This is a genomic window from Leifsonia sp. Root1293 (genome assembly GCF_001425325.1).
Taxonomy (GTDB): Bacteria; Actinomycetota; Actinomycetes; order Actinomycetales; family Microbacteriaceae; genus Orlajensenia.
In genome coordinates this window covers 1,023,682-1,037,412 of record NZ_LMEH01000001.1, presented here as the reverse complement: position 1 = coordinate 1,037,412, position 13,731 = coordinate 1,023,682, and the positions used below count along the sequence as shown (strand labels likewise).

14 protein-coding genes are annotated in these 13,731 nt (G+C 67.0%); 10 read left to right on the top strand and 4 right to left on the bottom strand.

From position 1 onward, the window contains the following. The first annotated feature begins 76 nt into the window (after positions 1–76). From ASC59_RS04780 to ASC59_RS04770, 3 genes are read left to right on the top strand one after another with little or no spacing between them, the layout of a single operon-like run. A complete protein-coding gene (locus tag ASC59_RS04780) occupies positions 77–1,660 on the top strand; it encodes a multicopper oxidase family protein (protein WP_082513395.1) in 1,584 nt (527 codons plus the stop codon). Beyond that, on the top strand, positions 1,650–3,107 hold the full coding sequence (locus ASC59_RS04775) for a sensor histidine kinase (protein WP_082513394.1): 1,458 nt from the start codon (positions 1,650–1,652) through the stop codon (positions 3,105–3,107). Before ASC59_RS04780 ends, ASC59_RS04775 begins: the two co-directional genes overlap by 11 nt. 49 nt (positions 3,108–3,156) lie before the next feature. After that, positions 3,157–3,786, top strand: coding sequence for a response regulator transcription factor (locus ASC59_RS04770; RefSeq protein WP_055822836.1), 630 nt, complete (start codon positions 3,157–3,159; stop codon positions 3,784–3,786). A gap of 9 nt (positions 3,787–3,795) precedes the next feature. Here the strand turns inward: ASC59_RS04770 and ASC59_RS04765 are convergent, their stop codons facing one another. After that, positions 3,796–4,872 carry a phosphatase domain-containing protein gene (locus tag ASC59_RS04765; RefSeq protein ID WP_082513393.1) on the bottom strand — a complete coding sequence of 359 codons (1,077 nt, stop codon included), beginning with the start codon at positions 4,870–4,872 and terminating at the stop codon, positions 3,796–3,798. Positions 4,873–4,969: 97 nt separating this feature from the next. Between ASC59_RS04765 and ASC59_RS04760 the strand changes: the two genes are divergently transcribed. The 5 genes from ASC59_RS04760 (at position 4,970) to ASC59_RS04740 (ending at position 9,043) form a co-directional block, all read left to right on the top strand. Next, complete coding sequence (locus ASC59_RS04760; protein ID WP_055818909.1) at positions 4,970–5,623, top strand: TetR/AcrR family transcriptional regulator; 654 nt, start codon at positions 4,970–4,972, stop codon at positions 5,621–5,623. Between the two features lie 126 nt (positions 5,624–5,749). Continuing rightward, positions 5,750–6,616: an ABC transporter ATP-binding protein gene (locus ASC59_RS04755; protein ID WP_055818906.1), complete on the top strand. Its 867-nt coding sequence runs from the start codon at positions 5,750–5,752 to the stop codon at positions 6,614–6,616. Beyond that, a complete protein-coding gene (locus tag ASC59_RS04750; RefSeq protein WP_055818903.1) occupies positions 6,613–7,332 on the top strand; it encodes an ABC transporter permease in 720 nt (239 codons plus the stop codon). The genes ASC59_RS04755 and ASC59_RS04750 overlap by 4 nt, the downstream gene beginning before the upstream one ends. After that, positions 7,332–8,114: an ABC transporter permease gene (locus tag ASC59_RS04745; protein ID WP_055818901.1), complete on the top strand. Its 783-nt coding sequence runs from the start codon at positions 7,332–7,334 to the stop codon at positions 8,112–8,114. Before ASC59_RS04750 ends, ASC59_RS04745 begins: the two co-directional genes overlap by 1 nt. After that, on the top strand, positions 8,111–9,043 hold the full coding sequence (locus ASC59_RS04740; RefSeq protein ID WP_055818898.1) for an ABC transporter substrate-binding protein: 933 nt from the start codon (positions 8,111–8,113) through the stop codon (positions 9,041–9,043). Before ASC59_RS04745 ends, ASC59_RS04740 begins: the two co-directional genes overlap by 4 nt. 58 nt (positions 9,044–9,101) lie before the next feature. Here ASC59_RS04740 and ASC59_RS04735 read toward each other — a convergent pair whose 3' ends face one another. Genes ASC59_RS04735 through ASC59_RS04725 form a run of 3 tightly spaced genes read right to left on the bottom strand, consistent with a single transcriptional unit; the run spans position 9,102 to position 11,134 of the window. Beyond that, positions 9,102–9,836: a DedA family protein gene (locus tag ASC59_RS04735; protein ID WP_082513392.1), complete on the bottom strand. Its 735-nt coding sequence runs from the start codon at positions 9,834–9,836 to the stop codon at positions 9,102–9,104. A gap of 30 nt (positions 9,837–9,866) precedes the next feature. Continuing rightward, complete coding sequence (locus ASC59_RS04730; RefSeq protein WP_055818895.1) at positions 9,867–10,754, bottom strand: M56 family metallopeptidase; 888 nt, start codon at positions 10,752–10,754, stop codon at positions 9,867–9,869. 2 nt (positions 10,755–10,756) lie between these two features. Beyond that, positions 10,757–11,134 carry a BlaI/MecI/CopY family transcriptional regulator gene (locus ASC59_RS04725; RefSeq protein ID WP_055818892.1) on the bottom strand — a complete coding sequence of 126 codons (378 nt, stop codon included), beginning with the start codon at positions 11,132–11,134 and terminating at the stop codon, positions 10,757–10,759. Positions 11,135–11,223: 89 nt separating this feature from the next. On the opposite strand from ASC59_RS04725, the gene ASC59_RS04720 reads away from it, so the two are divergent. Both ASC59_RS04720 and cydB read left to right on the top strand, forming a co-directional pair. After that, positions 11,224–12,636 carry a cytochrome ubiquinol oxidase subunit I gene (locus ASC59_RS04720; RefSeq protein ID WP_055818889.1) on the top strand — a complete coding sequence of 471 codons (1,413 nt, stop codon included), beginning with the start codon at positions 11,224–11,226 and terminating at the stop codon, positions 12,634–12,636. Positions 12,637–12,645: 9 nt separating this feature from the next. After that, entirely contained in the window at positions 12,646–13,653 is a 1,008-nt protein-coding gene (gene cydB, locus ASC59_RS04715) for a cytochrome d ubiquinol oxidase subunit II (RefSeq protein ID WP_055818886.1), read from the top strand. The last annotated feature ends 78 nt before the right edge of the window (positions 13,654–13,731 follow it).

The following is a 13,731-nucleotide window of genomic DNA, read 5'->3' as shown; positions in this document are numbered from 1 at the left end:
GGAGGGGGATAACCCCACCTCGACTCCGGATGCCGGCCGGATGGGCTCGGGTCGCCACGCTCGCGAGGCTGGAGGCATGTCAGAGAGCTCCACTCCGAACCTGCAACCCCAGCCGCGATCGCGAGGTCGATCCCGCTCCGGCCTCCGACGGCCGCGCGCGGTGATCGCCGCGTCCGCAGCGGTGCTCCTCGCCACCGTCGGCGTGCTCGCCGGCTGCTCGTTGATCCCCGGCATGCTCGACGGCGGCCGGGTCGACACCGTCGGCACCGTCGACTTCACGAATCGTCTCGCCATCCCGCCGCTCGCACCGTCGACCGTCGATCCCGACGGCACGCGCGTGTTCGAGCTCACCGCCCAGACAGGCAGCACCGAGTTCCACCCCGGGGTCACGACACCGACCTGGGGCTTCTCGGGCTCGTACCTCGGGCCGACCCTCGTCGCCGAGCGCGGCGAGAAGGTGCGGGTCGACATCGAGAACGGGTTGAGCGAACCCACGAGCGTGCACTGGCACGGCATGCACCTGCCGGCGGCGATGGACGGCGGCCCCCACCAGGTCATCGAGCCGGGTGGTGACTGGGCGCCGAACTGGACGATCGATCAGCCGGCGGCGACTCTCTGGTATCACCCGCATCCGCACGGCGAGACCGAGGAGCACGTTCGGCACGGGCTCGCAGGGCTGTTCTACGTCGAGGATGCGGTGGAGGAAGCGCTGCCCCTGCCGAGTGAGTACGGGGTGGATGACGTGCCGCTCATCGTCCAGGACGCCCAGTTCAACAGCACGGGAGAACTCAAGGGCACCACCAAGGGCTTCGTCGGGGCCCTCGGGAACGAGCTCCTGGTGAACGGGACCGCGGGACCGTACCTCGATGTTTCGACGGATCTCGTGCGCCTGCGGGTGCTCAATGCATCCACCGCCCGCACCTACTCCTTCGGCTTCAGCGACGACCGACGATTCGATCTCGTGGCGACCGATGGCGGGCTGCTCGAACGGCCGGCTCCGTTGGACCACCTGCGTCTGTCACCGGGGGAGCGCGCCGAGATCGTGGTGCGCGTGGCCCCCGGCGAGACGACGGTGCTGCGGTCGGTGACACCCGACCTCGGCATCGACGGCGACGGCGGAGCGCAGAACGGCGGTGCGGACAGCTTCGACGTGCTCGAACTGCGCGCCGCGGCGGCCCTGGACTCCGTGGCATCCGTTCCGCCTGAACTCACGAGCATCGACAGACTCGACCCGGCGGATGCCGCAACGACCCGAGAGCTCGAGCTCGACGGCTTCGCCATCAACGGCGAGTCGATGGCCATGGACCGCATCGACCAGGTCGTCACCCTCGGTGACACCGAGGTCTGGAACGTCGTGAACGACATGGACCGGCCGCACAACTTCCACATCCACGACGTGCAGTTCCAGATCGCCGCCATCGACGGATCGCCGCCGCCACCCGAGCTCGGTGGCTGGAAGGACACCATCTACCTCCCCCCTCACCAACCGTTCCAGCTCGTCATGGCATTCGAGGACTACGCGTCGGCTGAGCATCCGTACATGTACCACTGCCATCTGCTGTGGCACGAAGACCTCGGGATGATGGGCCAGTTCGTGGTCGTGAAGCCCGGCCAGCACGTCACAATGACACCAGGAGAGAACGCACACCATGAGCACTGACACCGCAGCGACAGCAGTCGCCACCACAACGCCGTCCGCGCGCTCGACGAGCCCATCGCGCTGGTCGGCCTACGGGTCTCTCTGGCGCCGTGTACCCCAGGAGCTCGGGTTCCTGCTCCTCACCATGCCGATCGCCATCATCGGCCTCTCGATCGTCGCGTCGCTGTTCTGGACCGGCATCGGCTCCCTCGTGCTGGTCTTCGGCATCTTCATCGTGATCGCGAGCCTCTACGTCAGCCGCGGCTTCGGGGTTCTCGAGCTCGTGCGTCTGCGATGGTCTGGCCGCCCGGCCATCAGACAGCCGCTCTGGCGGCCGCGCACCGATGGCGCCGGGTTCTGGGGAAGCTTCGTCTTCGGCCCCGTCGCCGACGGCCACTACTGGCTCTACCTCCTGCACACCATGATCATCTCGCCCATCATCAGCGTGGTCAGCTGGACCGTCACCGTCGTCTGGGTCTCGATCGGCCTGGGCGGGATATCGTTCTGGATCTGGGCACGGTACATCCCGATGGGTGATCGCGAGTTCTGGGTTCACGACGTCGTGCTCGACTGGATGTTCCCCGGCAACACCTGGCAGTTCGACAGCATGACCGGTGAGATGGTGTTCGAGTTCATCGTCGGGGTCCTCTTCCTGATCACCCTGCCCTTCGTCACCCGCTCGCTGACGCTCATGCACCAAGGCGTCGCCCGAGGTCTCCTCGGCGGCTGGCGCTCCGAAGAACTGCGCCGCGAGGTCGCGGATCTGAGCGCTTCCCGGGGCGCCGCCGTCGCCGCGGAGGACAGGTCGCTGCGTCGACTGGAACGAGACATCCACGACGGTCCGCAGCAGAGGCTGGTCAGACTGCAGATGGACCTGGCCGCGGCCGAGCGACGCCTCGACACCGACCCCGAAGCCGCGAAGGCTCTCCTCGCCGAGGCCCGCCTGCAGGCTCACGACACCCTCGAGGAACTCCGCGCGCTGTCGAGGGGCTTCGCGCCCCCGATCCTGCAGGACCGCGGCCTCGTCAGCGCGCTCGACTCGCTCGCGACCCGGAGCCCGATTCCGGTCACGCTCGAATCCTCGCTCGACGCCGAGTTGCGCCTACCCGGTGAGATCGAGCGGAGCGCCTACTTCGTGGCCGCTGAACTCGTCACCAACGCCGTGAAGCACGCCGGGGCGACGAGCATCCGTCTCGTGATCTCCACCAGGAACGCTGCGCAGACGGATGCCGCTGCGGCGGTGGGCGCCGGAGTCGCCGCGGCCCCTGCGGCCGCAGGCTGGCTCGACATCTGGGTCATGGATGACGGCGTCGGGGGAGCGGCGCCCGTTGCAGGTCACGGTCTGAGCGGGCTCGAGGAGCGCCTGACGGGACTCCGCGGACTGCTCGTCATCGACAGCCCGGAGGGTGGCCCGACCACAGTGGGCGCACACATTCCGCTCCCGGTCGAGGGCGCCGCCCTATCCTGAGACGGTGACGACGCCTCAGCCTCCTGCCGCATCCGGTCCCCTCCGCATCATGCTCGCCGAAGACTCGGTGCTGTTGCGCGAGGGGCTGGTGCGGCTCTTCGATGAAGCCGGGTTCGACACCGTCGGCGCCTTCGGTAACGCCGAATCGCTGCTCTCAGAGGTCGCAGAGGTGCGGCCGGACCTCGTCGTGCTCGACGTGCGTATGCCGCCCACCTTCCGCGACGAAGGGGTGAGAGCGGCTGTCCAGATCAGGCGCACTCTGCCCGGCATCGGCATCCTGCTGCTCAGCCAGTACGTCGAGGGCGCATACGCGCAGGAGCTGCTGGCGTCGGGTGAAGGCGGAGTCGGCTACCTGCTGAAGGACAGGGTCGCGTCTCTCGAGGAACTGAAGGATGCGGTCTCCAGAGTCAGCGTCGGCGGCACCGTGCTCGATCCCCAGGTGGTGCGGGAGCTCATCGGTCGACGCGTCGATCCGCTCGGTTCGCTCACCCCTCGCGAACGCGAGGTGCTCGAGTTGATGGCCGAGGGACGCACGAATCAGGGCATCGCCGAGCGCCTGTTCATCGGAACCGGCGCGGTCGAGAAGAACGTCACGGCCATCTTCCAGAAGCTCGGGCTCGAGGGCTCGGGGTCCGACCACCGGCGGGTGCTCGCGGTACTGGCCTACCTGCAGCGCTGACGGGAGGGGCTAGACGATCCCGAGCTCGTCGAGCTGGTCGACGATGCCCGAACCGTCCGGGGCGTACACCCAGGGCACGTCGGGGGCGATGTCCTTCTCGGGCTTCGACCGGCCGCCGGCCAGGACGGCCTCACCCGTCGAGAGCTGCCTGATGGCGACGGCGGAGACGTGCCCGGGTCGTTCGGCTGCGAACCGGCGATAGATGTCCTCGTCGTGCTGTCCGTCGTCGCCGATCAGCAGCCACTTGATGTTCGGGAACTCCTCGGCGAGGCGCCGCAGGTTGTCGCGCTTGTGCTCCTGGCCGCTGCGGAACCAGCGGTCGTGCGTCGGACCCCAGTCGGTCAGCAGCAGGGCGCCGGCCGGATAGATGTTGCGCGAGAGGAAGCGCGTCAGCGTCGGCGCGACGTTCCAGGCGCCGGTCGAGAGGTAGATGACGGGACAGCCGGGATTCGCTGACACCAGTCGCTCCATCAGGACGGCCATTCCCGGAGTCGGGATGCGGGCGTGCTCGTCGAGCACGAAGGTGTTCCATGCCGCGACGAAGGGACGCGGCAGCGCTGTGACCATCACGGTGTCGTCGACGTCGGAGACGATTCCGAACTCCACCGATGGGTCGATGATCTGCGTCGGCGCCTCGACGGCGACGCCGCCGGGGGTCTCGAGTGTTGCGACATGCCACCCGGCCTCGAGCGAGATCGGGATGACGGCATCGACGACTCCGCCGCGGTCGGCGCGCACCTCGGTCGTCGTTCCGTCGATCGTGATCGAGACCATGGCCCCATTCAGGGGGACACTGACGAAGCTGCGCCAGCCGCGCAGGCGTTCCCGACGCTTGGCGCGCTTCCGGTCCGAGCGGGTCGGCGGATCCGATGGGACCGGCTCGGGCTTCTGCAGCATGACCCTGCACAGCACGCGCGTCCACTCCGTCGAGCCGTATCCGGAGAAGGGGATGACCAGGGGAATTCTGCCGTGGCGGCGGGCCCAGGCCTCGCGCCGGGTGTGCACCATGTCCTCGAAACGGGCGAAGAGATGGGTGGTCGGGTGATCGACGGAGCGCTCGGGCTCGGCATCCGCTGTAGTGACCATATGGTTCAGTTTCTCACGCGCCGGGCGCCTGAGAGCGCGTTCAGGAAGCGCGGATCCGGATGCTTAGAATAAAGGCTGCAATTTCCTAGGAGGACCAGTGCCGGTAGGCAGCATCATCGGGGCTGAGTTCCCAGTCGCACTCGTGCGCACCGAACCCATCCAGCAGCGCGGAGCCGACCGCCTGAACGCGCTTCTCGACGCGGCAGCGACCATCGTCGACGAGATCGGCTTCGACCGCCTCACGACCGCCATGATCGCCGAGCGGTCCGGCGCATCGATCGGAACGGTCTACAGGTATTTCCCCGACCGGATCGCCGTTCTCCAGGCTCTCCGTGAGCGGGCCATCGCCCGTTTCCGCAGCCGGATCGTCTCCCTCATGGAGACAGAGGCCCCCTCGACCTGGTGGGACGCCGTCGACCTGGGCATCACCTCGTTCGTCGATCTGTACCGCGCGGAGCCCGGCTTCCGCATCATCCACTTCGTCGATCGCGAGCGGATCCCGGCAGCAGCCGGCCCCGACGACATCGAGATGCCGTTCTCGAAGCTGTACTCCGACGTGCTGACCGAGGTCTTCGGTCTCGATGGGGGAGACGACCTCCCCTTCCACCTCGAGGTGGCCATCGAGATGATGGACGCCATCCTCTCCCGCGCCTTCGCGTTCGACCCGTCAGGCGACGAGCGGTACATCGCCGAGGCCCGCCGTGTGCTCCATGGCTACCTGACCGGACTGTTCGGACCAGTCGAGAACTGATTTGTCAAGGGGCTAGTCACAGATTCGCCTCAATCGGCAATCCCTTTTGCCTCGCGCGTCGAATGGTGTTTGTGTAGATCACTGACACTGCTCCATTCGGCTGCATCGAGGAAATGAGTTCGTCCCATGATCGAGTTCCGCTCGGTGTCGAAGCGGTTTCCCGACGGCACTCTGGCAGTCGATGACTTCTCGCTGCTGATCCCGTCCCGCCGCATCACGGTGTTCGTCGGCTCGTCCGGCTCGGGCAAGACCACGCTGCTCCGCATGATCAACCGCATGGTCGATCCCACGGCCGGTCAGGTCCTCATCGACGACACGGATGTCTCCGGCAGCGACCCGGTCCAACTCCGGCGCAGCATCGGCTACGTCATGCAGAACGGCGGGCTGCTGCCGCACCGCCGCATCGTCGACAACGTGGCCACCGTGCCGCTCCTGCGCGGAACGTCGAAGCCCGAGGCGCGGAAGCGTGCGCTGGAACTCCTCGACACCGTCGGACTCGACCGCTCGCTGGCCGACAAGTATCCGCGTCAGCTGTCCGGCGGTCAGCAGCAGCGTGTGGGCGTCGCCCGGGCCCTCGCCGCCCAACCCAACATCCTGCTCATGGACGAGCCGTTCGGCGCGGTGGACCCCATCGTGCGCGTCGAGCTGCAGAACGAGCTCAAGCGCCTCCAACGCGACCTCGACAAGACCGTGGTCTTCGTCACCCACGACATCGACGAGGCATTCACCCTCGGCGACCAGGTGGTCGTGTTCAAGACCGGCGGCATCGTCGCCCAGGTCGGGACGCCCGCCGAGATCCTCGCGCATCCGGCCGACGACTTCGTCGCATCCTTCATCGGAGCCGACCGCGGGCAGCGCCGACTGCACCTGGAGCCCCGCGATCCGTCGAGCGGGCAGATCCTCGTGGTCGACGACACAGGTCGCCCGGCCGGTCTGATCGCCGGAGACACCCCATCGGCCGACGACGCATCCGTGGACGTGAGAGTGTCGTGAACTGGTTCCTCTCGAACTGGGAACTTGTCCTCGAGTTGACGCTCAACCACATCCGGCTGAGCATCATCCCGATCATCGTCGGGTTCGTCATCGCGGTGCCGCTCGGGCGCCTGGCGATCACCGGGCGCGCGGCGCGCGGCGTCATCATCACCTCGACGAGCCTGCTGTACACGATCCCGTCGCTGCCGCTCTTCGTCATCCTTCCCGCCATCCTCGGCACTCGGGTGCTGAGCGACATCAACCTGATCGTCGCCCTGAGCATCTACGCAGTCGCGATCATGGTGCGCGCGGCGTCCGACTCCTTCGCCTCGGTGTCGCCCGACGTCAAGCAGGCCTCCCTCGCGATGGGATATTCGCGGTGGCAGCAGTTCTGGAGGGTCGAGTTCCCGCTCGCCGGACCTGTCCTCCTCGCCGGCATGCGAGTGGTCTCGGTGAGCACCATCGCCCTCGTGTCGGTCGGCGTGCTGATCGGCAGTGAGAACCTCGGCTACCTGTTCACGAACGGGAAGCAGCGCGGCATCCTCGAGGAGGTCGGAACCGGCATCATCGCCAGCCTCCTCATCGCGCTGGTGTTCGACGTGATCCTCGTGCTCCTCGGGCGCATCCTGCTGCCGTGGAGCCGTGTCGAGAAGAAGTCGGGCAAGCAGCGAGCTTCCGAGGCGATCCTCGTGTCGATGGCGCCGGTGCCGTCCGGCAACACGGGACAGGGGCTCTGATGAACCTCATCTTCGGCGCCATCCTCTGGATCTTCGACCCGACCCACTGGGTGGCGGGCGCGCAATCGCCGCTGCCCATCCAGGACCGTCTCGCGGAGCACCTGCTCTACACCTTCGTCTCGGTGCTCATCGCCGCGGCGATAGCGCTCCCGCTCGGCTTCTATATCGGCCACACGGGCAAGGGTCGGCAGTTCGTCATCTCCTTCACCGGCGCGATGCGCGCCCTCCCCACGCTGGGTGTGCTGTTCTTCCTCACGATGGTGCTCGGGTACTCCCTGGTGAGCACGACCGCCAACTTCGTCGGCACAATGATCGCGCTCGTGCTGCTGGCCATCCCGTCGATCCTCGCCGGCGCCTATTCCGGGCTCGAGTCGGTCGACCGTCAGACCATCGATTCCGCGAGGGCGAGTGGGATGACCGAGATGCAGATCCTCACCAAGGTGGAGATCCCGCTTTCGCTGCCGCTCATCATCGGTGGCCTGCGCGCGGGCGTCCTGCAAGTCATCGCGACCGTGGTCATCGCCTCCTACGCGGGCCTCGGGGGCCTCGGTCGCATCATCGCCAGCGGCATCGGACTCAATGACTACGACCGCATCCTCGGCGGTGCCATCCTCATCACGGCGCTGGCCCTGATGATCGACGGCGTCTTCGCCGTCATCCAACGACTCACGGCCACGCCGGGTGTCGGAAGCACGCGCCAGACTGAACGACAGAGTCTTCGTCGGCGGGCACCAGGCCCGTCCGCGACGGTGGGAACACCACTCCAGGAAAGGGAATCATGAGTATTTTCACGAAAGGCCGGATCGCCATCGGCGTTGTCGCGGTCGGAGCTGTCGTGGCTCTGGCAGGGTGCGCATCAGGAGATCCCACCGCTCCAGAGACCGGTTCGGGAGGAGACAGCGGCGACGCCATCGTCGTCGGCTCCTTCGCGTTCCCCGAGAGCGAGATCCTCGGCGAGATCTACGCCCAGGCGCTCGAGGCCCAGGGCTTCGACGTGAGCACCAAGTTCAACATCGGCCCGCGCCAGCAGACCATTCCGGCTCTGCAGGACGGCTCGATCAACCTCATCCCCGAGTACAACGGCAACCTGCTGGCGTACTACGACACCGAGTACACCGAGCGCACGACCGAAGACGTCGACGGCGCTCTCGGTGACGCGGTGGCGAAGGATGACCTCGTCGTCTACAAGTCGGCCGCTGCCGAGGACAAGGACGCCTACGTCGTCACGAAGGACTTCGCCGACAAGAACGGACTGAAGGCCATCGGCGATCTCTCCAAGGTGCAGCCGTTCAGCCTCGGAGCCAACCCGCAGTTCGGCGAGCTCGGCTACGGCATCCCGGGCCTCAAGTCGGTCTACGGCGTGAACGACGTGACCTTCGTGCCGATCGAGGACTTCGGCGGACCCGACACCGTCAAGGCCCTCACGGACAACACGGTGCAAGTGGCAGACATCTACACGACGTCACCCGACATCAAGTCGAAGGACCTCGTCGTTCTCGACGACCCCGAGAACCTGATCTCGGCGCAGAACGTCATTCCGCTGCTGAGCTCGAAGATCGCTTCCGACAAGCTGGAGAAGGCGCTCGACGCCGTCTCGGCGAAGCTGACGACCGACGACCTCATCGACCTGCGCGATCGGGTCGAGGGCGAGGAGAAGGCCTCGGCCAGCACCGCCGCCAAGGACTGGCTCGACCAGGCCGGTCTGCTCTAGCCCCCAGCACTCCGGTGCTCACGACGGGTCGGATGCCTCACGGCATCCGGCCCGTTCGTCATTCCCCTGAGGTGCCCGGCGCGTCCATCGACTCCGGCCTGGAGGACGAACTGGTGCCGGTTCCGGTGCCGGAGCCCGAGTCCGTGTCGGCATCGTCCACCGACAGATGGCGCCTTTCGAGGCGCGTCAGGACCTTCTTGGTCACGAGCACGAGAACGAGGAACACCACGATGATGCCGACGAAGATGTAGCCGGCGTAGTGCAGCTTCTCACTGGTCTCGCGGAAGCTGCCGGCCGCAGCCGACCCGACAGAGACGTAGGCGAACGCCCAGATGATGCTGGCGGGAGCCGTCCACGCCAGGAAGCGCCGGTACCGCATCGTGCTCATGCCCACCGTCACCGGAACCAGCGAGTGCAGCACGGGAAGGAATCGCGAGATGAAGACGGCGATGCCGCCTCGCCTCTCGATGTAGCGCTCGGCCCGCACCCAGTTCTTCTCGCCGATCCTGGCACCGAGCCTGCTGCGACGGATGCGGGGCCCGAACCAGCGCCCGAGATAGAAGCCGATGCTCTCCCCGGCCAGGGCACCGACGACGACGGTGGCGATGAGGGCGAAGTACTCGACGGTGCCGTCGACGGCTGTGCTCGCCACGAGCACGATCGAATCGCCGGGGACGACGAGCCCGATGAGCAACGACGTCTCCAGCAGGATGCCGACTCCGGCGATGAGGGTGCGCAGCACGGGATCCACGGACTGCACAGTCTCGAGGATCCACAGCAGCACGTCGTTCATCGACCCGAGCCTAGGCGACGAGGCCCGGGATCAGGCTGCGAGAAGACGGGAGATCCGCGCACCAAGTGCACCGGCGACGGCCGGGCCCTCGTGAGGGGCCGCAGGCGTCGGGCCGGGTGCCGCAAGGCGGTGGGGCGCCGTGCCGAGCACATCGGCGTGCCCCACGTCACCCCATGCTGAACCGACGAGGGCGATCGCGGTGGCGAGTGTCGCCGCGTCGACCTCGCGGCGGGCCGTGTCGTCGGCCAGCATCTCGACCAGCAGGGCGACGGCCCGCTCGGCACGATTGGCGATCGGGAACCAGGGGAGTGCACTGTTCCAGGCCGTGAAGGCGAGCAGCACGAGGTGGTGGTGCTGACGCAGGTGGGTGCGCTCGTGAGCGAGGACCGCATCGAGCTGCTCGCGGTCGAGCAGGTCCACGAGCCCCTCGGACAGCACCGTGACGGTGTGCATGCCGGGCAGGCAGTAGGCGACGGGAGCTGCGTGGTCGAGCATGCGAGTACCCGGGCGTCCGGGAACGGGCGAGCTGAGCAGCTCGACCAAGGTGTGGTGGCGTCGACGGCTGCGCTCCGCACGAACGGCGGTCGTGGCGAGGTTCAGCAGCAGGTGCGCGCCGAGCAGCACGGCCGCGCCGAGCGCGACGATGTGCACAACGCCCACATCGGTCGGCAGCGGGCCGCTGAACAGGCCGGACACCAGCAGTCCGGCATCCGCAGCCCCTGCTCCGACGAAGGGAGCGAAGCCGAACAGCAGGAGTGCGCCGATCATGCTCGTTCCGCCGGCGAGGGCGATGAGCTGCCAGAGCGCAAGGGCGCGCCCCGGAGTGCGCGACGGCCAGCTGGCGCGGGCCAGGGCTATCGGCACCGGCCAGGCGAGCGCGATGGCGATGACGGCGAGAACCGCGGATGCCGCATACACGGTCAGGCCCGCTCGCGTGATGCGAGCAGGGTGCGCAGCATCTCGGCCTCCTGAGGACTGACCTGTCCGACGAACCGGGCGAGGGCCGCATCACGATCGGATGCAGTCCCGAGCACCTCGTGCATGAGCTCGGCGGTGTGCTCCGCTCGACCGCTCACTGCGCTGTAGAGGTGCGGCCGGCTCGCGCGGGTCCTGTCGACGAACCCCTTGGTCTCCAGTCGCGAGAGCACCGTGAGCACCGTGGTCGCCGCGACGTCACGCCCGCCACTGGTCGATCCGCCAGCCTGAAGGGCGTCGCGCAGCTCATTGGCGCTCAGCGGGGTCGCGGCATCCCAGAGCAGATCCATCACAGCTCTTTCGAGGTCACCCAGTGTTGCCATACGTTCAGGATACCGTTTCGCGGCAAAGTGTTCTACGCTCTGTAGAAGTTGGTTTCTACGCCGTGTAGAAATCATCGAGGGGAGCACCCGTGAACGACTGGCTGGATCCGCTGCTGCTGTCGCGCTGGCAGTTCGGTCTGACGACGATCTACCACTTCCTGTTCGTGCCCATCACGATCGGAATGAGCCTGACAGCGGCGGTCTACCAGACCGCGTGGTATCGCACGGGCAAGGTGCACTACCTGCAGCTCACCAGGTTCTTCGGCAGTCTCTTCCTCATCAACTTCGCCATGGGCGTGGTGACGGGCATCGTGCAGGAGTTCCAGTTCGGCATGAACTGGTCGACCTACTCGCGCTTCGTCGGCGACGTCTTCGGCGCCCCGCTCGCCCTCGAGGGGCTGCTCGCCTTCTTCCTCGAGGCGACGTTCATCGGACTCTGGATCTTCGGCTGGGACAAGCTGCCGCGGCGTGCTCACCTGGCCACCATCTGGGCGACCAGCATCGGCAGCATCCTGTCGGCGTACTTCATCATCGCCGCGAACGCCTTCATGCAGAATCCCGTCGGATACCAGCTCAACGAGGCGCGTGGCCGTGCGGAGCTCACCGACATCTGGGCACTGCTCACGAACAAGGTCGCCCTGGCCGCCTTCCCGCACACGATCTTCGCGTCCTTCATGGTGGCTGCCGGCCTCATCATCACCGTGGCGGCCTGGCATCTGGCCCGCAATCAGCACCTCGTCACCATGCGTCCGGCTCTCAAGTTCGGGCTCTGGATGATGGTGGCCTCCGGCATCCTCACGACGCTGTCGGGCGATCAGCTGGGCCTCGCCATGGTGGAGACGCAGCCCATGAAGATGGCAGCGGCCGAGGCTCTCTACGACACGGCGACGGGGGCCGATGCCTCCTTCTCAGTCTTCACGTGGGGGACGCCGGACGGCAGCAGCGAGCTGTTCTCGATACGCATTCCGTACCTGCTGTCGTTCCTGTCGACGCACACCCTCACCGGCACCGTGGAGGGCATCAACGACCTGCAGGCCCAGTACACGCAGCTCTACGGTCCCGGCGACTACACCCCCGTCATCTGGATCACCTACTGGGCGTTCCGCTGGATGATCGGCCTCGGCATGCTGCACATCCTCGTCGCGGTCGTCGGCCTCTGGCTCACCCGCAGGGGACGGATGCCGAAGAACACGTGGGTATGGCGCGCGGCCATCTGGTCGTTCCCGCTGTCACTCGCAGCGATGATCATGGGCTGGATCTTCACCGAGATGGGCAGGCAGCCCTGGATCGTCTTCAGCCTGCTGAAGACCCAGGACGCCGTCTCGCCCAACGTCACCGGAGTCGAGGTGCTCATCTCCCTCATCGCCTTCACGCTGATCTACGGCATCCTCGCGGTGGTCGAGTTCAAGCTCATCAAGCGCGCCGCCCAGAAGGGTCCGGCTCCCGCGCCGGAACCCGATGCCGAGAGCGGCGAGATCAGACCGCTCACGACGGTCTACTAGGAGACTCCGATGGATCTGCCCACCCTCTGGTTCTGGATCATCGCCGGTCTGTTCATCGGCTACTTCGTACTCGACGGCTTCGACTTCGGCGTCGGCATGTCGCTGCCGTTCCTCGGCAGGGACGAGGCCGACCGCCGAGTGCTCATCAACACGATCGGCCCGGTCTGGGATCTCAACGAGACCTGGCTCATCGTGGCCGGCGCCTGCCTGTTCGCAGCCTTCCCCGAGTGGTACGCGACACTCTTCAGCGGGTTCTACCTCGCCCTGCTCCTCATCCTGCTGGCCCTGATCGTGCGCGGGGTGTCCTTCGAGTATCGGCACCAGCGCCCCGAGTCGCAGTGGAAGGCGTGGTTCGACGGCATGATCATCGTCGGCTCCGCGGTTCCGGCCCTGCTCTGGGGTGTCGCGTTCGCCAACATCGTCCAGGGCGTTCCGCTCGACGCTGGCCACAACTACACCGGCACCCTGATCGACCTGCTGAACCCGTACGCCCTCCTCGGCGGCCTCACGACGCTGCTGCTGTTCTTCACCCACGGCGTCGTCTTCGTCTCGCTGAAGACGACGGACGAGATGCGGATGCGGGCCCGGAACCTCGCAGTGCGCTCGGGGCTCGTCACGATCGTCGTCGCCGCGCTGTTCCTGGTCTGGACGGCGTTCATCGCGGAGTTCGCCTTCATGTACCTGGTGCTCGCAGCCCTCGCCGCCGTGTCGCTGATCGGCTCGTGGTACCTCAACCGCGCCGGATCGGAAGGCTGGTCGTTCGCCCTCGGCGCGGCCACCATCGCCTTCGCCGTACTCGCCCTCTTCACGGCGCTGTTCCCCGAAGTGATGCCGGCATCGAACGACCCGGCCAACAGCCTCACGATCGCGAACGCGTCGAGCTCGAGCTACACGCTCACGGTGATGAGCTGGACGGCGCTGGTGTTCCTGCCGCTGATCCTGGCCTACCAGGGCTGGACCTACTGGATCTTCCGCAAGCGCGTGACGAGAGCGCACGTCGAGGCGGCGCAGCACTGATGCCCGGTGCCGACGCGCCGGCGGCGGTGCGCCACCCGCTACCGTTGATAACCGTGACCGAACCAACACGCACGCTCG